18 protein-coding genes are annotated in these 19,325 nt (G+C 46.8%); 2 read left to right on the forward strand and 16 right to left on the reverse strand.

What is annotated here, in order from left to right; translation table 11 throughout:
- Positions 1-198: 198 nt before the first annotated feature.
- The 10 genes from NE637_RS02755 to NE637_RS02800 all read right to left on the reverse strand — a co-directional run bounded on the left by NE637_RS02755 (position 199) and on the right by NE637_RS02800 (position 10,069).
- Positions 199-399, reverse strand: a complete 201-nt coding sequence (locus tag NE637_RS02755) for a hypothetical protein (RefSeq protein ID WP_227117812.1) — start codon at positions 397-399, stop codon at positions 199-201.
- A 60-nt stretch (positions 400-459) separates the two neighbouring features.
- Positions 460-756, reverse strand: coding sequence for a type II toxin-antitoxin system RelE family toxin (locus NE637_RS02760; protein WP_072311502.1), 297 nt, complete (start codon positions 754-756; stop codon positions 460-462).
- Positions 746-991, reverse strand: a complete 246-nt coding sequence (locus NE637_RS02765) for a type II toxin-antitoxin system Phd/YefM family antitoxin (protein ID WP_072311503.1) — start codon at positions 989-991, stop codon at positions 746-748. Before NE637_RS02765 ends, NE637_RS02760 begins: the two co-directional genes overlap by 11 nt.
- A 67-nt stretch (positions 992-1,058) precedes the next feature.
- Positions 1,059-1,307 (reverse strand): hypothetical protein, encoded by a 249-nt coding sequence (locus NE637_RS02770; RefSeq protein ID WP_083577880.1) that lies wholly within the window; start codon positions 1,305-1,307, stop codon positions 1,059-1,061.
- Between the two features lie 130 nt (positions 1,308-1,437).
- Positions 1,438-2,601, reverse strand: a complete 1,164-nt coding sequence (locus tag NE637_RS02775; RefSeq protein WP_227117810.1) for a hypothetical protein — start codon at positions 2,599-2,601, stop codon at positions 1,438-1,440.
- A 68-nt stretch (positions 2,602-2,669) separates the two neighbouring features.
- Positions 2,670-3,371: an ERF family protein gene (locus NE637_RS02780; RefSeq protein ID WP_227117808.1), complete on the reverse strand. Its 702-nt coding sequence runs from the start codon at positions 3,369-3,371 to the stop codon at positions 2,670-2,672.
- 339 nt (positions 3,372-3,710) lie between these two features.
- Positions 3,711-5,612, reverse strand: coding sequence for a radical SAM protein (locus NE637_RS02785; RefSeq protein WP_227117806.1), 1,902 nt, complete (start codon positions 5,610-5,612; stop codon positions 3,711-3,713).
- Positions 5,609-7,168 (reverse strand): ATP-binding protein, encoded by a 1,560-nt coding sequence (locus NE637_RS02790; RefSeq protein WP_227117803.1) that lies wholly within the window; start codon positions 7,166-7,168, stop codon positions 5,609-5,611. Before NE637_RS02790 ends, NE637_RS02785 begins: the two co-directional genes overlap by 4 nt.
- Positions 7,161-8,867, reverse strand: coding sequence for an ATP-binding protein (locus NE637_RS02795; protein WP_227117801.1), 1,707 nt, complete (start codon positions 8,865-8,867; stop codon positions 7,161-7,163). The genes NE637_RS02790 and NE637_RS02795 overlap by 8 nt, the downstream gene beginning before the upstream one ends.
- A 362-nt stretch (positions 8,868-9,229) precedes the next feature.
- Positions 9,230-10,069 (reverse strand): hypothetical protein, encoded by an 840-nt coding sequence (locus NE637_RS02800; protein ID WP_256267570.1) that lies wholly within the window; start codon positions 10,067-10,069, stop codon positions 9,230-9,232.
- A 378-nt stretch (positions 10,070-10,447) separates the two neighbouring features.
- Between NE637_RS02800 and NE637_RS02805 the strand changes: the two genes are divergently transcribed.
- A complete protein-coding gene (locus tag NE637_RS02805) occupies positions 10,448-10,678 on the forward strand; it encodes a hypothetical protein (RefSeq protein ID WP_227117797.1) in 231 nt (76 codons plus the stop codon).
- Between the two features lie 10 nt (positions 10,679-10,688).
- On the opposite strand, the gene NE637_RS02810 is transcribed toward NE637_RS02805, so the two are convergent.
- The 5 genes from NE637_RS02810 to NE637_RS02830 form a co-directional block, all read right to left on the reverse strand.
- Positions 10,689-11,033, reverse strand: coding sequence for a type II toxin-antitoxin system RelE/ParE family toxin (locus NE637_RS02810; protein ID WP_227117795.1), 345 nt, complete (start codon positions 11,031-11,033; stop codon positions 10,689-10,691).
- Positions 11,030-11,305: a type II toxin-antitoxin system Phd/YefM family antitoxin gene (locus tag NE637_RS02815; protein WP_227117793.1), complete on the reverse strand. Its 276-nt coding sequence runs from the start codon at positions 11,303-11,305 to the stop codon at positions 11,030-11,032. The genes NE637_RS02810 and NE637_RS02815 overlap by 4 nt, the downstream gene beginning before the upstream one ends.
- 395 nt (positions 11,306-11,700) lie before the next feature.
- Positions 11,701-13,359, reverse strand: coding sequence for a hypothetical protein (locus NE637_RS02820; protein WP_227117791.1), 1,659 nt, complete (start codon positions 13,357-13,359; stop codon positions 11,701-11,703).
- Positions 13,360-13,370: 11 nt separating this feature from the next.
- Positions 13,371-14,036 carry a tellurite resistance TerB family protein gene (locus NE637_RS02825; protein ID WP_227117789.1) on the reverse strand — a complete coding sequence of 222 codons (666 nt, stop codon included), beginning with the start codon at positions 14,034-14,036 and terminating at the stop codon, positions 13,371-13,373.
- A gap of 208 nt (positions 14,037-14,244) precedes the next feature.
- A complete protein-coding gene (locus tag NE637_RS02830) occupies positions 14,245-17,589 on the reverse strand; it encodes an autotransporter outer membrane beta-barrel domain-containing protein (RefSeq protein ID WP_227117787.1) in 3,345 nt (1,114 codons plus the stop codon).
- Positions 17,590-17,859: 270 nt separating this feature from the next.
- On the opposite strand from NE637_RS02830, the gene NE637_RS02835 reads away from it, so the two are divergent.
- Positions 17,860-18,216 (forward strand): helix-turn-helix domain-containing protein, encoded by a 357-nt coding sequence (locus NE637_RS02835; RefSeq protein ID WP_227117785.1) that lies wholly within the window; start codon positions 17,860-17,862, stop codon positions 18,214-18,216.
- A gap of 76 nt (positions 18,217-18,292) precedes the next feature.
- On the opposite strand, the gene NE637_RS02840 is transcribed toward NE637_RS02835, so the two are convergent.
- Positions 18,293-19,081, reverse strand: a complete 789-nt coding sequence (locus tag NE637_RS02840; protein ID WP_227117783.1) for a WYL domain-containing protein — start codon at positions 19,079-19,081, stop codon at positions 18,293-18,295.
- Positions 19,082-19,325 lie beyond the last annotated feature (244 nt).

A 19,325-nucleotide genomic window follows, 5' to 3' on the forward strand; every position in this document is an offset into this window, starting at 1 on the left:
AGAACCTCCTCATATGGATATGAACTATGGCGTCCGTTTTTTCCAGCCTACCTCAGTGGGTTTAAGGTTACTAAGTCCTTCGATCAAATTTGTGTTCATGATTGCTGCTCCTTAGATGCAGAAAAAGCCCGGCTCCTTTTAAGGGAACCGGGCTCTTCGAAATATGGTATCAGTCTGGCTAGGATGTTTTTTTGTGAATTATACGGAATTGACTGGCAGGTGAACTTCTGCGGTCTCAGGCAGCGGGACGGTTTCCGTATGACCATCAGGGTAACGCAGGGTGTATTGCCCTTTTTCATCCAGATAGTTCAACGGAATGCCTTTTTTAAGCTCAAATTCAAGAATAACATGCTGATTTTCAATGGCAGTTGCAACCAGCTCTTCAAGGGGAAGTGGCATAATGCCTCCGCTGCACTGCTTACAATTTGCCTATCAGGAAGCAGTGTTCTCCTTATGGCACTATTCTTCAGAGGGCATACGTCGTAGGGCTTGTCGATATGCCTCAAGGCGTTCACGCTTGCCAATGGAGATGACCGTTACAAAGAGAATGTCATCATTCACCTTGTACACCAGGCGATACCCAATGGAGCGCAATTTGATTTTGTAGCAATCGCGCATGCCAGACAGGGCAGATGAGGGAACTCTCGGCTGTTGTAACCGTTCTGCCAGTTTCTTTTTAAACTGTTCTCTGATGCTGGAATCAAGCCTTTTCCATTCTTTCAGTGCTAGCTCATGAAACTGCAGGCTATAGCTCATCAAGCGTTACCTTGACAAAAGGGCCATCTTCGCGTTTTTCAACAATCTTTCTGTCTTCAAGATCTTCAAGAATTCCGAGGATTTCTTCGTAGTGCTTTGCGGACAACAGGTAGGCCTCTGGCTTGTTATGGTTCAAAACTGCCACCGGCGCATCCTTGGCAGTTGCCAGGACATTCGCAAAGTTCCGTTTGAGTTCTGTGACGCTAACGGTGATATTGGAGAGTATGGAATCCATGAAATCCTCCAAGTTGGATAAATTCGATATCTTTTATGACATCAAATTTGACATCAGTCAATGAAACTTAGTCCGCTGCAATTTCCCGGGCAATTCGCACCCGATGCGGATTGCACTGATAACTACCGCGAGCTTCAATGTCGTCATAATCTTCGCCAATACGGATGAACAGGAATTCTTCGTGGGGCAAATTGTCCATCAGCTCACCAACAAAGGCTATTTCAGCAAATTCATCGTACCACTTTTCTCCTTCCCACAGAAAGACAACTGAGCCTGAGCCTTCATCGATTTTGTTGGGTTCGCCACCGATGAGCATTTTGATTGCTGCAAAGTTGTCGGGGGGGGGGCTTTTCTGCCTCTGCAAGAGCTGTTTTTAACTGATCCATGCCATTTTTTGTCAGGCACAGGGCCACGTCAGAATAATATCCCATGAGATCTCCCGAAGTTCAGTTTATGGGCGAAATGCTCAATTTTTCGAAAGGTGAGCCCGTACGCTCACAGCGGGCCAGCAAGGTATCCACGTCGATGTCGCCCAGATGCCCCGTATGAAAAATCTCGGTCAACTCCTCCCGCAGAGCATCCTTGTCCAAATTGGTGCGACCAGCTGCCACTGACATGCGGAAGCGATAGTTTCCCGTGTCTACCCAGTCCCGAGTGCCAGCCTGGCGGTGAACAAGTTTGAGCACAGTTTCCATCTCTCTGATTTCGCTATCTAAAGCGGTGCGGTGCTCCTTGAGGGCAGCCAGCTTTTCCAGAGCTGGTTCCCATTGGGGCATTTGCACGCCCTGCGGGAATTTGGGGCAGTCACCGTTGTGTTCGCAGTACGAGCACAACGGGTAAAAGCCCTGAGCGCAATCAACCTGTGCCAGGGTTATGTGTCCGGCGCGGAAATCTGCTAGTTCGCCCCAAAGTTGTGCCGCATGGTCAAGGGCCGTATCGAGCATGGCTTGATTGAAACCGTAGGGGCCGAATGCTTTAACCTCTTTCATGGAAAGGCAGAGCAACCACGCTTCCACGCTTGCCTCGGCAGCCGTTGCGGGCAAATGAAGGCCAAGTTGGGCAAGGCAAAGTTGCGGGAAGGTCATTTTGTCATGCAGAAGCGTGCCGTCCTCAGCACGGAGGCTGAAGATGGGCTTGCTCCATGCTTTTGTTAGCAGGCCGATCTGTCCGTGCAGTTGCAGCAGATGGGAATCGTGCGGGGTGCCGGGAAGCTTGTCGGTGCTTTTTACTTCCAGAATGCGAATGGCGTTAACAGGCGCGCCCCAGACCAGCACAAAATCAAGATGAGCTTTGATGGGCACGCCCTGATGCTGCCAGTTAATCTCAAGCTGGGGCAAAATATGCAGACCCAACGATGCCAGTGCCTGCCCAACCCCGGATTCAAACCAGTGCCCGCGCTGCAGCGTAAGCAGACGTTCCAGGCTGTTTGTGGTGGGCCGCACCTTTCTGGCCAACGCCGCCCGTGGGCATTCCCAGTGCTGGCCAATGTCGCTCATTCCCACATATCTGGAGCGGTCGCCTAGGTGTGCAAGTGTGTCGTTATGGGCAACGGCTTGCAGACCTTGTCTGATTAACGCCCTCAATCCCTCCGTGCGGTCCATCTGTTCCATGGGGTAGTCTCCATAAAAGCGAAAGGGCCGCCATTAGGCGGCCCTTTCGCTCGGTATTTTGATTTTTGTTATGCGGCATCGACATACTTCCACCACAATTTTCTCTGCGGGTTCCAGCGGAAGCCTGAGCCAGTCAGCAATTCCTTTTTGGTCTGCGTGTTGCCGGTGGCAATGATGCAAGGACGCCCGTCCTGGGCAGTAACCTGCTGGTAGGTGACGCCTTCCAGCGGTGGAAGGTTTTCAAGGCTTGCTGGCGGTCGATTTGAGGGCGCTGAAGATTCGTTTGTAGTGGATGGGTCGCGTTGACGAGCTTTTTGCGATTCAGGGGGAATTACGGGCAATTTAGGCCGCACAGGTGATTTTTTGCCATTTTTTGCACCTTCACCATCGTCATCTTCAGTTACCATGCCCAACATGGCGGTTAGAGCGTAGCGACGGGCATATGTCATTGCCGATCCCATGCCCTGGGGATCGGCCTTGGGCAAAGGAACTACCGCAAGGGAGCTTTGCCACTGACCAGACTCTGCATGCGTCAACTTGGTAACCAGTCCTAAGGAGTTGGGCTGCTCCACAGGCACAGGGTACTGGCACAGCCAGATGCCGTTTTCGATGAGCGCGTTGCGGCAGGCGTCCATGACACTGTTGAAGCTGGCGTACCAACTCTTGGTGAAGGGGTTCTCAGCATCTTTTGTAACAGGTTGCACGGTTCGCTGCACGTTAAGAAGGGCCTTGGCTAGTTCCGTGATATTGTCGGATTGGTATATAGCCATAACATTCCTCCAAGAATGAGAAAGCCCTGCCAAGCATGGTGCTTGGCAGGGCTTTCTGGTTGATTTGAAACGTTGTTTTAGTGTTCTTGTAGTAATTATATGTTTTCAAATATTCATGAATAACACTATTTCTCTTATACTCCTGGACTGTTAAATAAATCCACGCTGACTCATCCTCTGAAGGTGTTGGGAGAGTTAACTTCAAAAGTCATATTGGGGGAGATACATAGAAATTTGTTATTAAAATATTGTGTAACATGAGCAATATGCCAGAAAAAATGCGCTCTAAGCATTAATTAACAAAAAAGATAAGGCGTTCGGCCCTCAATGAAAAATCCATTAGAATTGTAAATTCAAAATACGCTTTGCCGCTTCCAGTAAATAGTAATTTTTATTCTTATCCATTAAGACGTGGTCACGGTTTAAGGTGTAGTGGCGTAACACTTTTTTCAATGGCAATGGTAGAGTGAAAATGTCAGACGGGCTGATATGATTGGTATAAACCTTCTGGAGAACCAGTTCTTTCTCTTCGCTGTTCAGTGCCTTGAGGTCATTTTCCCATTCTTGAGTTAGTCCGGTCTTCTCAAAGAAAAATCGTAACAGAATGTAGAGCTCAGGCATTATTAACAAACGGTGGAACTCTTCTTCATTGCTACCAAAAGCTTTCTCAAAAAAACTTTTCCCAACGCCTATCTTACCCTTTGTGGCGTTAAGAATAGTTTGAATTGCCCTGACGTATTTCCGGTTCCAATGTTCACCAAGATAGTCACGGTTGAATCGATCTTTCCCTGTAATAGGGTGGTACTTCATAGGGAAAGAGTAAATATTGACCCCCAGTTCTGAGCATAGGTCAACATTAATCTTCAGCCGTTGGTATAACTCCACCGGCTTATCTTTTTCATTGTATAGTAGGTAGTTTGAAAAATGTTTCAGACCATGTTTTGCGGCAAGCCTTACAGCTTTAGTGTAAATTTCTTCATATTCCATGCTGTCAAAAGCAATCCTGAGGGGTCTGATTGAAAGTTGTGCAAGCAATGCAACCTTTTCATCCGTCATTAGTCGAGCATCAAGGCCTTGGTTAAAATCTATATATCGAGCCCTTTTGCCTTTATAGCGCTTCTTTTCATATATGGGTCCAATAATTTCGTAAGCTGCTAGAATTTGCTCTTGGGATGGGAAAACATTCTGCAGTAATGTGTTAGTCTTTAATGCTTCATAAACTATGTCTTGCTGTTCGCCTGTCAGTTTATGAAGAAGTTTTTTATATATTTCAAGAGAAGTATTGATGTATACTTTTTTATTAAACCCAGACTTTATATTTTTGATTGCTATTTCAAGTTTATTGTCATCAACATATGTCGCTCCAGAGTAAAACCCAAGGCTAACAAGTTCTGCTACGATATCCTTGAGATTGTTAGAGGCTAAAACATTATTATCCAACAGTAAAAGGTGTTGTTTATCTCCATATCGCTCACGAATTTCTTTAATGCTATTTGATATTGAGACATAAGGATTGAATTTTGGTTCTATCTTTTTTACTGCACAAAAAGAACAGTTACGGATGCATCCTCGGGTAGTATATGAAAAGAAGGCATCTCCTGCTGGATATTTATAGTCAATTTCTTCTAGAATTGAGTAGTCAGGAGTGAGAGTATCAATTATAATATTGTTGTCATCGAAGACGCCAGGCTTATCCAGAAGCCCACAGATGGGTTTTACGCCTGTCTCCGACTCAATATCTTCCGCCAAAACTGTAGCAGCAACGCCGCCTACCTTTATATCCGTAGAATTTTGTATCAGTTTTTTAGTAAAATTAATTGTTTCGATCGTTATTTTCCAAAAAAAAGTAAATAATGTAGAGATATATATTCTGTCCCAATAAAAATCTTCAGTTATTTTTCCGGATATTGCTGACTTCCTATATGCAGAGATAGTAACATCAATAAGAACTCTATTGTTGGGGTCGAGTTCAAGAATGCTCACTTTTGAGTCTGCACAACCAGTCGAAATGAAACTCATGAGAACTGTAAAATAGCTTTCCCAATCGATAACTTGCGAGATGTTCGCAAGCTTCCGGATACAGGAGTAGGTAAGGCTTATTTTGAATAAGTCTTTTAATTCACCTTTAAAAAAGACGACATTATCTCCCAAAATTCGGTGATATGAAGCTATTTTCATTAAGCCAAGAGGCGGATATTTATTTTTGTAATTTGGCTCAATTAAAAGAATATTTCTGATCATTTAGAAAGTGTCTCGTCAATTTTTTCTATTAAATTGGCTGCTAGGTCTTTAGGCAAAACATTGTTGATAACCTCATAAATTGTGGAAACCAACTTGCGTTCTTGTTTCTTTAGATGACTATATTTGTCAACCTTGAGCTTTATTTTTTCTTCGGCACGGGGCGCTACTGCCTTAGACTTGCAAGGCGTGCTCTTGACTTCCAATTTTTCTTTGATGATATTTAGCATCTTTGCCGTTGTTGTATCATCCTGATGTCTGCTGTATAGAGCGGACAAAGAACTCTTTGCAGATTCGGCCTCTTTAGCTTTTGCTTCTAGGTCTGCTTGTAACTTTTTGGCTTCATCCTTTCCTGTAAAACCTTCTTGTGACTTTTGTGAAAATTCAGTTTGTGCTGTGATAAGAGAGTTGATTTTCTTATAGTGATTTCTTGTTGTTGATGATAGGTGGTACAACGAGTCCAATTCAGAGAATTTTTTTCTAAGCGATTCTTCGAATAATACGACGGTTTCATTTACACTAAAGTAATCTCTCTGTGAGTTGGGAATCAGCTCGGGGTGTACAGCAAAAATTTCACCCAAGAAATACCTAGTCCCTCGTGGCTCCTTAAACAGTTTTGCCAAGGCAAGCTCATCACCAATCTGTATGTTTTCTTTGCGCAACCTAATTCCCCTACCAGGATTACAGGAAGGGATCTGCTTTTCTAAAGCTGTGAGACTATACCAACCCCAATACAAGGTATCGCCATCAGGGGTTGTGTCAGAAATAAAAACTACGTCCCTGACATCATCGTATCGCTCTTTTTTCCCATTTTTTTCGATGTAAAGATATGTTTGATATATTTTTTCTACAATTTGCCCATCAATGAGCATTGCATATTCATCAATCGTGTGCCCATTGTTGGTCATATATTGCTTGATCTTTGAATGATAATTAAATCCAGAACGATATCTAACAGGTGCTACAAAACTTAAATATTCCTTGACTATATCTGTATCTAAGAGCTTTTCTTCAGTAGCCTTGACAAGGTGCACTTTAAAGTAATGAGCTGCTTCAGATTCTTTTTCAGTGCTTAAATGCGTAATTTTCTGGATTACCTCGGCCGCATGTTCTGGTGTCTTGCGATCAGCAATTAGGGCACGCATTCTATTGGCATCCCATTCAAGAACACTTCGAAAAGGCTCGCCCGCATAACTCGTTTCAAAAATAAGCTTTTCACAATATGCTAAACCCGCAAGCCGCCCAATTCCGCGAAAACCTTTGTCTTTTCCTGCTTCTTTTGTAGACGCGGCGATATCAGTAAGCGTTTCATATACATTGGCTTGAGGAACGCCAATCCCATCATCTTCAATGAGGATCTCATTGTTTTTGTCATCAATGTGTATACTTATTGAAAATGAAGCGTCAGAAGGGGGGATTTCAAGTGACTTAAATTTATCAATAGCGTCAGCTGCGTTCTGTATGTATTCCCGATAAATACAGAGAGGGTTTTCATACATCCCTAAAGTGAGAGATTCAATAATATTTTTGCCAATGACCGGCGTACGCTGCTTAGCCATGTTTATACTGCTTGTAAATAGGTTTAGGGAATTTGATACTCAGCAACGACCTAAAGGTTGGATTTTGGATGACGTACTCCCCTTGCTTAAGTCGTGTGAGCATGGACTTGATCGTACTGGGTATATATTGATAGTCGGCCTTGGATGTTTCGATGGCATTCGTCCTGCCATATGCGTGGGTTGCGCAGTTTCCTTTAACACGCCGATGAATATCGCTTCTAAATTGCTCTGCTGAAAAGAGAACAACGCCTAATGATCGTCCTCGTTCCGTGATATCTAATATTTGTCGTAAGATTGGTGAATTTTTGGGAGAGTCATCCGAAGCATATTTGTTTAGCTCATCGATAAAGATAATTATCTTCGATGGAATTTTTTCTTTCGCTTTTCGTCCAAGTCCTTCTGCAGCACCCAACTTAAGGTCATAAATCGAGCGCATAACATCACCAAAAACAAAAGCTTGCATCTCCTCATCAAGTTTAGCGATGTCAATGACAAAGCAATCATTGGGCTGGATATTCATCAATGATTCACACAGGCGCGTTTCGGATTTTTTTGAATCTACGCGAGCTGCGAATAAACCAGCGTTTTTATCGTAAACTTTTTTAAATATACGATAAAATTTTCGCCAGCTTGCAACTGGGATAGACTGATCATCTTTTCTGCCAGATTTTGTATAATGTCCCATCGATTCAAGAAGCTTGTTCCATTCCGAAATACCTGTAAATTGTCCTTCACCGTTCACAATGTAAGTAATTATTGCATCCATTGTTCCCTGGGGATCGTCTATATTTGAAAACAAGAGGTCAATTTTGTTCTGGTCGCCACCTTCTGTTTCATCACAAATATATTTGTAAAATTTGGCTTTTTTTTCTGACAAAGCTTTTTCTACATCTTCCTTATGCGCATAAGTTCCGGCGGCCATGTCTTTTGCATAAGGAAAAAAATACTTAACATTTCTGAATGGCGTTCTTTGTAGGCGTTCTTTTCCCTCATTAAACATCTGATACATAGGAAAAATTTCTTTTTCCAATTCATTTTGATTTTCTGTTAGTTCATCAATCGCAAGTAAATCTCTGCCCTTAACATTAAGCATCACAAAAGCAATTGTTTCTTCCTCTTTTTCATAATAAAAGTCCTGAATCGCTTTAATTAAAAACATTGCATATGATGTCTTTGATGCCAAACCAGAAATGCCCGAAATATTGAAGTGAGCACCTTCAGGCCCAATTAAGAAATGTGCGTTTATATCGACAGGAATTATTACTTTGTCATCGCCATCATACATTTCGATAAGGCCACAGGGGAGTGGGTTTTTTACGTTGTTAAGGCCAAGTGCATCCATGATTTCATCTTTCGATGCGAGTGATACACTATGTCCGTCAAGTGTTGGATTATATATCCCCATAGTGTTGCCGATGACTTTAGCCTTGACAAGATTCATCCCTAGACGATGCATGTTTCCTTGGTGTGAAACTTCTCCAAAATCACTTGAGATATAGCTTGTCATCGCACTAGGAGCATCTGTCATATGAGAAATTTCTTCAATTACACCATAGGTGACAGAGCCGTGAAGGTGGTCAACTTTGACAATGTCAAATGTTTTAAGAATGCAGGATTTATCCGTCCAAAATAAAAAATAATCTATTGTAGTTGGGTTTTTTTCCGTTGCAGATATTTTACCAATTAACTTTGAAGGCATCGTAACCTCGCAATTAAAAGAGGCTTATAAAAAAATGATCGCCAAGAAACTGACTCTTTAAAAAAGATTCTGTCAGATAGATTGGGTATAGATGATTTGCCCAGCGCTCGTCTGAGCCATAACAGACCGGACTCCTTTCATTGATAATATTGGCAGTAATCATATCGATTTCGTCAGTAGGTAGACCGTTTTCGCGCTCATCTTCAGTAACCAATATCTTTTCGAGCTTCAGTACTCCAGCAAAAGGGGAATTGGAGTATTTCATATCTCTGATGCGGACATACCAAATAGCATATTGAGTATCACCAGAGAAATCTCTATTGTGATATCTAAAGGCTGGTGTCCTGTAGTATGTTGGAAGTTCAGCAATGTTTTTTTGCAGTTAATATTTTTTTTCGTCCAGCAAGAAGCTCGGGATTAAACATTTTTGAAGCTCCAACTACAAATCTGTAGTTATCGCGTGTAATAGCAGATATGTGAGAGTCTTTACCTTTGGGTACTTTATACTGAAGGGAGCCATCCTTAACTAGGTATGACTCAGAGGAGAGGAGGCGTTTTTGCGCCAGATCGGCAACGAGTTCCTTCTCCATTTCAATCATTTTATCTTGAATTCTCGCAATTGCACGATTTTCGTATTTGCTATCTGCCATTTTGCGGCCAGTTTCGTAAGGCAGCACCTCTGATAAGGATATATCTATGCCAAATTTATTAGCCCCATTTAAAGCGCATGCGGTATTTATACATTTGCAGGTGGATTTATAAAAAGAAGGAACGCCATCGCCATCAGCATTGGCTTTAGATGGAATAACTAATGTGCGGGCTGAAAGAATCTCTTTCTTTTTGAACTGCGAAAAGGATTCGCGTTGACAACAAGCCACACATATTTGTCCTGCAACAATAGGATAGACTACACCATCATATTCGATATCGTCTACTTTATATGTTTTGCGTGAACCATCTAGAAAATAACGTAATATTGGCGAGTGTTGGAAAAGTCGTTTAGATAATTCTATTGGTGTATTTGAACGGTAGTCTGTCTCTGCAAAAAAATCTGCAGATAGCTCTCTGGGGTCGTCATCATAGTCGAACTGTGGAATGCTTATGCTGTCATGGCAATATTTATAAGATGAATATGCTCTGCCATTAGTCTCGTCTGCAAGAAAACGAACTATTGGTTTCAGCTTGGCAGAGTTCTTTTGCATAATACTGACAACCTTTCAGTAATTTTAAGTTGTTACATGATGTTGTAGGATATAAACTATCCTTTGAATCCTTAATTTGCAAGATGTGCCTGAGGAGAAAGTCTATCCAATAACACCGCTCTGATCGAAAAAAGTTTTTTAAACAAAAGAGCCCTGGAGTAGCCCCCATTTCGACCGGACCCTCCTCTAACTACTGAGGAGGTGCTGGAACTATGTCTGGAACTAGTGCTAAAACAAGTCCAACGGTGAAGATAGTAAGCATAACGCCCGTCAGTGCTGGTCAGTTGGCGAAAAAGTAGCATGGACCCTATCAGTCAGTTTCCCTGGTGACGCGAACGTAGGGTGTATCTCCGAATCTGCTTTACCGTGAGAAAACAGATGCGTGAGGGCGGAAAATCCGCCATTGAAGCCCAAAGTAAAGGCTTCAAAAAGCGAATCCACCAATTGGAAGGCGTTTTCTGCAAAGAAACGCTCGATATTGAAATTTTCAAGGAAGCAGTTCGCATTCACTATGAAAAACCCTCATTTCGCGGCGGTTCCTGTCCGGTGCGGAGGATTTTCAGTGAAACGGGGGCGGGCAGTACCGTGTTGTTTTGTGCTGCACATTAATTAGCAGCGGTCAGCGCAACATCTTTTGCGCAAACTGCCCCGCCACATCGCGTCGAGAATCGAATACCCAATGGACATGCACCACGGCCTCAAGCGCCTCGTAGATTATGCGCCATGGGTGGACATGTATTTCACGGTAGCGGGTGATGCCCACTATTTCTAGCTCAGGGGGGACATTGCCACGCAGAGGCAGGTTTTCCAGAGAGAGAATGGCCTGCTCTAACTTGCCCAGGATCGTATCCGCTTGCTCCTGCCCCGCATTGGCTGCTGTATAGGTGTATATCTCCAGCAAGTCTTGTTCTGCCTCTGGAGAGAGCAAGACTTGCAAAAATGGCGTCCCAGCGGAAAGGGTCATCGTTTACCCTTTGTGCGCAGGCCTGCGAAAACTTCCCGAGCGGGGCGTCCCTTGCCCACCTCAAAGCTCTTGCCGGAAAGGCTGAGAGCCTTGAGCATGGCAAGCGTTTCCTGCATGCGCTCATATTCATGGATGCCCATGAGCACGGCCTTGGCCTCGCCATTCTGGGTGATCACAACGGGCGGCGCAGCTTCTTCACTGAAAGTGCGAATGATTTCTGCGGCCTGTGCCTTGACCTCACTAATTGGTCGTACTGCGGTGCTGAGTTGCATATTGACGCTCCTTTGACTAAATAAATACCGAATATAGTTCTTTGGGTCAAGCTGGCTTCGCGGCATCGTGCTCTGGATTGTGCTTGCCAATCTGTGAAAGCTTGTTCTTATTTATCAGAAAATAGCCTGCCATAATAAAGAGGGCCGGGGAAATCCCCGGCCCTCTCTGCATAGTCTCTCAGTACACGCCATGCCCCGCGCGCAATCGGCCCCGCTTATTGCCTGTGCTGCTGGCTCCATAATCCATAAACTCGGGGCATATCTCGAGTTTGCGCCGCTTTAGGCAACCTCATATATTTCCCTTCGAAAAAATGGGATCGTCCAGTAATTCCACAGTTATTGTGGAAAATTTGTCAACGAGCGGGCAACATTGCTAAATTTAACACTCTATGGCTTCAGTAGAGTGGGGCGAAAGCTGCGTCGGATATTGCTGTGATTTCTTGGTCTGCCTCTTCCTGCAGAGCAATCAATTTTTCGCAGACAAAACGATGGCGCTCCTGGTCATTAACGCCAAAGACATCCATCTTATCGATGAAATACATGGCAAGCGCCATGGCAATGCCTGTTACTCCGCCAGCTAGAATGGTAATCAACGTTGACGAAATCGTCCCAAGTACGGGGATGGAGGCAAGGACAGGCCCCAAGGTTTCCTGAAGATACAGGTCAAGAGTAATGCCCCCCAGCGACACCGCCCCTGCGGCGAGTACCTTGAGGGCCGCATCAGCAGCTTGACGCAAGCTCATGCCTTCAGGGCGAAAAACAAGCAGCTTAATTGCCTTGAACAGGGAGAACATGCCTTCTCGAATAATACGAACGAGATTCTTCCCTGTTGTCGCAAAGATATTGATTAACGTTGTCGCCAAATTGCTGATAAAGCCACTGACAGCCCCATCCCTGAAGGCTGTCACAATGTTCTGCCAATCCGCTATGATCTTTTTTGTGATCCTTTCACCACGAACCAAGACCGCCTTGGTATTGGAATCCGCGTCAGTGCCAGCTTGAATGCCGTGAGCGTATGCATCTTTTATTTCTGCAAAGAGGCCCTCAAAAAGATCTATAAACAGCAACCCCATAGCCTGCTGCATTCCCATTTTTCCAGACTCAATAGCGCCAGTAATGGCTGTGTTGCATAGAAATTTACTACTTGTGTAGTATTCTGTATTAATTTTTTTATCCATCGCTTTTCGCGACGTTGCATCAGCCTCTTGCATTTTATCAACGTTAACTTCATCAAGCTGTTTAAGCTTGTGAAGTTCTTTGCGTTCCTTGTCATTTAGGACAGATTCGCCTTCCAGCTGCTGTATGCGGAGTTTACGATTTTCTGCTTTTTGATCGTTCCGGTTGATGAAATCATCAACCGAAGAATCTTTTTTGGAACGATTAACAGACGGTGATGTCATTGTTAGGTTTGATTTGTCATTGGCAAGAGACGTCCCGTCCATTTCAGCCAGCACCCTTCCCGCATCGTCATGTACTTCTTTAGCGGACACGACATGATCCAAATCTGTTTTGGCGTTTGGCTGAAATCGTTCCCCTCTGTATCCATCATCAAGCTTTCCAGCTTTTTTTTGAGCTGAAAGCTCTCTGTTTACATCAATAAATTGCTTGTCACTATGATATTTATAGGAATCATAGCTTCCCCTCTGGTCGTATTTTTCCTGCTCTTCCTTTGTTGCATAAATACCTTGGCGGACATTGTGGATAGTATCTACATTCCCTCCCACTTTATCATAGGCTGCAACAATACTCCCCAAGCCCAACGGATTGATAATGCTGGAAAGAATATTTTTTTGGACGTTATCAAAACAATCGTCGAATTTGGTTTGTTCCCATTCTTTACTGAAACGGTATAAAATGCCCTCAACTTGTTCAACGGTTACATCAACAGGGGCTGCTAAAGCATCCCATTCAGCTTTCTGGGATGCTTCAAATTCATCTAAGACTGAACTTCCCGCAGGCGGTTCCAAGGACTCGACACTATTGAGGGGGCTTTCTTCAGCGCGCGTTCGTTGCAGTAAATCCTTGCGCCGTTGAAAGCGTTCTAACTTGGACATTATCGCCTCCCCTACTGAACGGTTGAGTAGGAAGGCTTCAACGCTTCCCAACGTTCCATGAATTGCACTTCTTCGGGAAGCACAACACCATCAGCATTGATAATTAACAGAATGACATCAGTAATGTCTTCTGCACAACATCCATAATTTTTTGCTTTTTCAATGGCCTCTTCCAATGAAGGAGGTCTATTGCGCAATTCCTCAAGCGTGCCTTTTATATGCTGCGGTAATACTTTTGAAGCTGCTCCTGATACGAATTCTTCAAGATCCCTTCGTTCTTCTTCTGAAAAATCTTTATCGGCATAAGCGGCGGCAATGCCAACTGCATACAAACCGACAACCTGTCGTTCAAAATTATGATATCTGGATAGTTTATTTTGAAATTCTGTGAATAATTTTTTATATTCCACTGTGGTCAGGGCTTTGCCAGCCTCAAACCCTTCTTCCCAGGCATTGCTCGCATGAGTTCTCTGTTGTTCGTTATCCATTTCACTGAGAGCGCCTCCAACTGTTGCGCCAACAGCGGCTGCCCCCGCCGCTGCAGCAATGGTCCCTGCACCAGCCAAAGACCCCAACAATGTCGCACCAGCAAGAACAGAACCACCACCAGTAAACGGGGCAGCTGCAACAGCGCCGACACCAACTACCGCACATGCTAAAATTTTAAAAACACCCACCGTAGTCTCCTCAGTGTTTAGAGTTATGAGCAACTGCCCATGAGATAAAAAAATACTTTTATAGGCCGACTTGCTAGAGATTCAGCCTCTCCTTACAAAAAATCAGTTAATATTTTTTTTCAAGAAAACTAAATTAATAACATTAGGTTGGCAATATTGTTTTTAAAATAACGTGGGCCAAGGATTTCCCCGGCCCACGTTCGTCTATCTAAAACTCATACCGCAGCGTGCCAAACACGCCGTGCCCCGTGCTGTGTTCCGAAGCCTGAAGGTTGTAGGTCAGCCCAAGGGTAAAGTCGCCCTTGCCAAGCTCAAAGCCCAAGCCGCCGTCAAAGGTGGCGTAGTCCACCACCTGCATTTTCATTTCGGCCTGGCTGTCCACACCGGGAGCGCGGGCCTTGCTCTTGGCCTTAACGTCTCCCGCCGCCGGAATAACTCCCAGATCAAGCTGTGGCTTGAATTGCCAGCCGCTCTCGGTTTCAAAGGCTTTGGCAAAGCTCACGCCCACGGGGAATGTCCAGATGGACTGCGTGCTCTCGTCCACCTCAAAGACCGTACCGCCGCTCTTCACGTCATAACCATCGGTCACAAGCCCGAGGTAGCGCACCCCCACATGCGGAATAATATCCAGCGCACCGGCGTTGAATTTGTATTCCGCCTTGAGGCCCGTATTCCAAGCATGGCTGGTTACGTCGGCCTTGAGGTCGCTCATCTGCATGGAGGCGGGCATATCCTGCTCCACCTTGCTGTAGTTGCCAGTATAGCCCACATCGGCAGAGAGGCCGAAGTTGTTGTAGACCCACCCACCGTAGAGGCTCACGCCCCAGAAGTTGAAGCGGTTGTCCGTGCTGTTGAAATCTCCGGTGGATTTGGCATACCCGGCACCGACGTTGAACGCGGCACCGAAGCGGAACATGTCGTTGATGGTGTAATCCGCACCCAGGGCAATGCCGCCCAGGTTGCTGTTGTAGCCAGTCTTGAAGTTCTCTGCCTGCATGCCCCAAACATTGTTGGACTGGTAGAGCGGCATGATCCACACCCCAAGGCCGTTTTTAAGGCCGTCCCCGGCACTGAGGCCAGAATCGAGGCTAAGGCTGCCATCCGTATCTTGGCGCACGGCCACGGCTTGGCTCATATCCGTACGCGGCAACGTCATTGATGTGCGGTTGAGCACCGCACCAGAAGCAGCTGTCGCAGCACTCAGAGTGCTACCCTGCACGGCACCTACAGCAGCCATCTGGGCCGCACCTTCAACAGTTGCGGCGGCTTTGTTGCGGTCTGTCGTGCCAATATAATTGTCGCTCATGGCACGGGATACGAATCGCACGCCTGCGTTGGGCGAATTCGGATTTACCCCGGTCTGAACCACCATGCGATCTACCAGTGCCCCCATGCTGCTCGACATCATGGGGAAGGACGAAGACGCCGCATTGGCCTTAAGGCTCACGCTGTATGCGCCATTGGCTGTATCAAACGTGCCGCCGGTGGCAGAAAGCAGAGCGGTGCTTGTGGTCAGGTTGCTGCCTGTCCAGCTGGCAGCATCCTTTGTGGAAGCGCCAAAGCCGCCAGTGACGTTCAGCGTTTCTCCGTCCTGACCGCCCACGATGTGCAGTTTTGCTCCGGAATCCACAGTAAGGGTGCTGGTGCCCCCGGATTCACCTGAAAGGGCCACGCCACTGCCGATGCCCGTAGCGTCCACCACAAGCAGAGATTTATCGGCAAAATGAGCGGTGTTGGCCGTGGCGGCCGCGCCGCCCGTGACCCATGTTCCATCCACATTAATGCCACCAGTGGTGCTCAGCGTCTGCGGCGTGCGCAGGGCGAGAGCCGCTGTTATATCCTGCCCCCACAGGCCCTTTCCGTCACTCTGGTAACGCAGCACTTCTGTGCGCAGCCATTCGGCATCTGTGCTGCCCAGCGAAACCATGCTGTTCTGGCCCACGGTCATCAGGGCATCCACGGTATTGGCGGTGAAGGTCAAACCACCCATGGAAGCGTTTGAAGTGTCACCAGCGGCAGCGAAAGGCGGGTCAAAGTTGAGCTGACCACCGTTCATGCTGACGCCGGTGGCAACAAGGGTGCCGCTGCCGGAGCTGCTGCCCACGGCAACCGTAGTGGTTGCGTTGCCAGTGAGGCCCCCGGCCACGGTGTGTGTACCGTTGATCACATTGATAGTATTGGTGCCTGTAGAGGCATCAATGCCGCCCTGTAGCGTGCCGCCGGTTGAGCCGCCTGCAGGATTGCCCAGCGTCAATATGCCGCCGTTGAGCGTGACGCCGCTGTCTGCCAGAACATTACCGGAAGTCTGCCCCGTAAGGGTCAAAGCTGCGTTGCCGCTGACAGTGGTTGTGCCAGTGATGCCGCCAACCGTTGCGGCACCAGTAGAAAGGCCCCCGATGCCGCTTATGACGGCAGTGGGCGTGGCAAGCCGGGCGTCGCCCACGTTCTGCAGTGAAGCACCGGAAGTGTCCACCGTGATGCCTTGGACTGTGCCCGTGCTGCCAGCCGCCAAGAGCTTGTCAGACAGGGTTTTGAATTCAGCCAGCGTCATGCTTGAACCGGCATAGCCATTCAGCAGCAGGGTTCCGCCATTGGCAACATTGATGGCGTGCTGGGTGGCAGCGTCTTTGAAGTCATCGCCAGTGGCGTTGACCAGTTCATCATACTTTACCTGCAAGGTGCCCGTACCCGTTACTGCCACGCCCGTGGAACCGGCAGCGTATGTTGCATTGGCCACGCTGCCATTGACCACAAGTTTGCCGGAATTGGTGGTGCCGCCCACAGTCAGCAGGCCGCCGGTCTGGTCGAGGTTGTTCACAGTCAGCACCGCGTTGCCGCTGATCTTGGCCTGCCCGCCGGTCTGGGTCAGGTCGCCAGTTTGCCAGTTGCCGTGCCCAACCTGTAGCGAACCGCCGCTTACAGCCAGAGATGTGGTGGATGTCTGGTTGCCGCCGGGGCCGGAATCCGCCCCCAGAAAAACGTTGCTGCCCGTACCAACGCTGAGGCTTGTTCCCTGAAGGAACGCCGTGCCGTCGGTGGTGCCAAGCAGTGTGAGAGTGGCGCTGTCGCCGCCTGCAACATTAAAAGCAAATGTGCCGTTGCGCATGTCCAGCGAATTCAGCGTGAGCATACCTTTTTTCAGGGTTGCCGTTCCGCTGGGGGCCAGCCCCATGTGCTGGGCGCTGATAGTGCCACCGTCCAGGGTGAGGCTGCTACCAAGCAAACCCGTGCCCGGCTCTGGGCTGAAAGAGCCGAAGTGCAGATTTTTTGCGGAAGTCAGTGTGCCCCCGGTGTTAACGGTTACGTCTGAACCGCTTACCTTTGCGTTGCGCGCAATGGCCAGTGTACCGCCATTGTTCACATCAATTGTGGTGTAGGTCTCTGCCGCACCGTCAGCAATTTGATGCGTGTCGCTGATGGCGATGGGGCTGGCTCCCCAGGCTGCCTCAATGCCGCCAACCAGTAGTAGGCCTGCCAGCAGCACAATCTGCGTTGCTTTGGGGATTGTCCCTATTCTCTCCTGCCGTCTGAGCTTTTTCTTGTTCCTTGTCATCAATGCCTTCCTTAAAAAAATTTGCACATTACGAACGCCCGTCTTCTGCCAAAGAAGTCTCTGCTTTGAAGGCATCGCAATGCGTTTCTTAGGCATCCCCCCTTTGCATTCCAGAAGCTGGAAACTTGCTCATTTTTTGTGACGGTCTGGAAGCTTAAGCGGATGTCACTGCATGCTAGTTGTATATGTTTTTTTGCGTCAATAAATATGTGTTTAACGCTGTTCTCGCCACGTTTTGCGCCTGTACTCTAAAACTAGGAGGGTGCCATAGTGACGATTGAAAAAGATCCGCCTCTGTCGGCAGCTGTTGGGGCAATTATTTCGGAACGAAGAAAGCGAATGGGATTAACCCAAGCTCAATTGGCAGAACATCTCGATATCACGCAAGATTCTTTGTCGAGAATGGAAAAGGGAATAATTGCTCCTAAATTTTCAAGGTTGCAGCTTATTGCGGATACTTTAGGCTGCTCAGTAGCTGATTTATTTAGACAGCAGGATGAGCCAAGCGAGCAGCTTGCAAAAAGTATTGCAGAAAAAATTAGCTGCTTGCCCCTAGAGTTGCAGAGTCTTGTTATTGAGCAGGTGGAATCGACTGTGAATACTCTGAAAAAAATATCAGAAAAATAAACAATAAAAAAACTCTCATACCGTTTGGCATGAGAGTTTTTTTTTGAATTGCGAGGACTGCCTTTTTTTGAGGGGGTTAATATCCGCTGGCAAATGCCGCATCTTCACCAAAACCTCGCACCCAAGCTTTTAGTTCTGGCTCTGCACAAGTTGTAAGGGTGAGCTTAATGCTTCCGTCATCCATGATTTCAATCCGCTGGTCGGCCGCCCATTCCCTTTCCCGCACATAGTCCGCGACCTTTGGGCTGAAGCGTATGCAAAACGTACGGGGCTCATGCCACGGCAACCCAAACCCGGCCTCATCGATTTGCGGAAGTGGCTGGCGAATGCGCATGCCAGTTGTGGTAAGGTGCTGCACACGGTGTATGGCCATGTTGCATGGTCGTTCTGGTGTGCAGGTGTCAGCGTCTACAATAAAACCGACAACGTACAGGGCATTGTTCATTGCAACCATGCGGGCCGGGACAAATAGATGCTCTTTTGGCTTTTCACGGCCAGGAGCTCGATAAGTTACTTCACAACACAGGCCTTTGTCTGCTGCAGTGATCAATTTTTCAATATGTTCGGCTTGTGGCGTGTAGTCTATGCGCCCCTTGGCGTTAAACGAAAAATGTTTCTGCGGAGAAATATTATTGGGATCAGCCATATGCAGGGCAAGATGGCGAAGAGATGCATCCACACGTTTCAAAACAGGGTCTGGAAGAATTCCCGATGCCATCTCACGGCATATGGAAAGAAAGCGGAGTTCTTCATAATCCAGCCCTAAGGATCGCCCATCGTTAACGATGTATTGGTACCAGCGCTTGCGTTTGTCTAATCCTGAATGCAACGCAGTACCAATCACTGTTTCGATTTCGTTGGCCAAGCGTCCCACCGTTTGGGGGGAGCACTGCAGTTCTACTGCCAAATCAGTTTGGTAGTGTCGGCGGCGGTCTAAGAGAAGCTTTCGGAACAGCCTCAATGTTTTTACGCCAGGAGTGGTATCAGGATCCAACTTTGGTGGCATGGAATTTACCTTTTTTCAATCAATAATCAGATAAGATAACGATTTCAAGCTATAGGTTAAGACGAGTAGCATTCTGATGGGCAGATTTCCCACCCATCAGAAT

Origin of the sequence: Desulfovibrio desulfuricans, assembly GCF_024460775.1 — a bacterium.
Classification (GTDB): domain Bacteria; phylum Desulfobacterota; class Desulfovibrionia; order Desulfovibrionales; family Desulfovibrionaceae; genus Desulfovibrio; species Desulfovibrio desulfuricans_E.

Bases quoted from the DNA above. Each gene is read 5' to 3' on its own strand.
- NE637_RS02765 (WP_072311503.1), bottom strand. From the start codon at position 991: ATGGATTCCATACTCTCCAATATCACCGTTAGCGTCACAGAACTCAAA.
- NE637_RS02795 (WP_227117801.1), bottom strand. From the start codon at position 8,867: ATGCCTTCAAAGTTAATTGGTAAAATATCTGCAACGGAAAAAAACCCA.
- NE637_RS02805 (WP_227117797.1), top strand. From the start codon at position 10,448: ATGCGTGAGGGCGGAAAATCCGCCATTGAAGCCCAAAGTAAAGGCTTC.
- NE637_RS02815 (WP_227117793.1), bottom strand. From the start codon at position 11,305: ATGCAACTCAGCACCGCAGTACGACCAATTAGTGAGGTCAAGGCACAG.
- NE637_RS02770 (WP_083577880.1), bottom strand. From the start codon at position 1,307: ATGCTCATCGGTGGCGAACCCAACAAAATCGATGAAGGCTCAGGCTCA.
- NE637_RS02790 (WP_227117803.1), bottom strand. From the start codon at position 7,168: ATGGCTAAGCAGCGTACGCCGGTCATTGGCAAAAATATTATTGAATCT.
- NE637_RS02780 (WP_227117808.1), bottom strand. From the start codon at position 3,371: ATGGCTATATACCAATCCGACAATATCACGGAACTAGCCAAGGCCCTT.
- NE637_RS02775 (WP_227117810.1), bottom strand. From the start codon at position 2,601: ATGGAACAGATGGACCGCACGGAGGGATTGAGGGCGTTAATCAGACAA.
- NE637_RS02810 (WP_227117795.1), bottom strand. From the start codon at position 11,033: ATGACCCTTTCCGCTGGGACGCCATTTTTGCAAGTCTTGCTCTCTCCA.
- NE637_RS02785 (WP_227117806.1), bottom strand. From the start codon at position 5,612: ATGATCAGAAATATTCTTTTAATTGAGCCAAATTACAAAAATAAATAT.
- NE637_RS02830 (WP_227117787.1), bottom strand. From the start codon at position 17,589: ATGACAAGGAACAAGAAAAAGCTCAGACGGCAGGAGAGAATAGGGACA.
- NE637_RS02755 (WP_227117812.1), bottom strand. From the start codon at position 399: ATGCCACTTCCCCTTGAAGAGCTGGTTGCAACTGCCATTGAAAATCAG.
- NE637_RS02800 (WP_256267570.1), bottom strand. From the start codon at position 10,069: ATGCAAAAGAACTCTGCCAAGCTGAAACCAATAGTTCGTTTTCTTGCA.
- NE637_RS02820 (WP_227117791.1), bottom strand. From the start codon at position 13,359: ATGTCCAAGTTAGAACGCTTTCAACGGCGCAAGGATTTACTGCAACGA.
- NE637_RS02760 (WP_072311502.1), bottom strand. From the start codon at position 756: ATGAGCTATAGCCTGCAGTTTCATGAGCTAGCACTGAAAGAATGGAAA.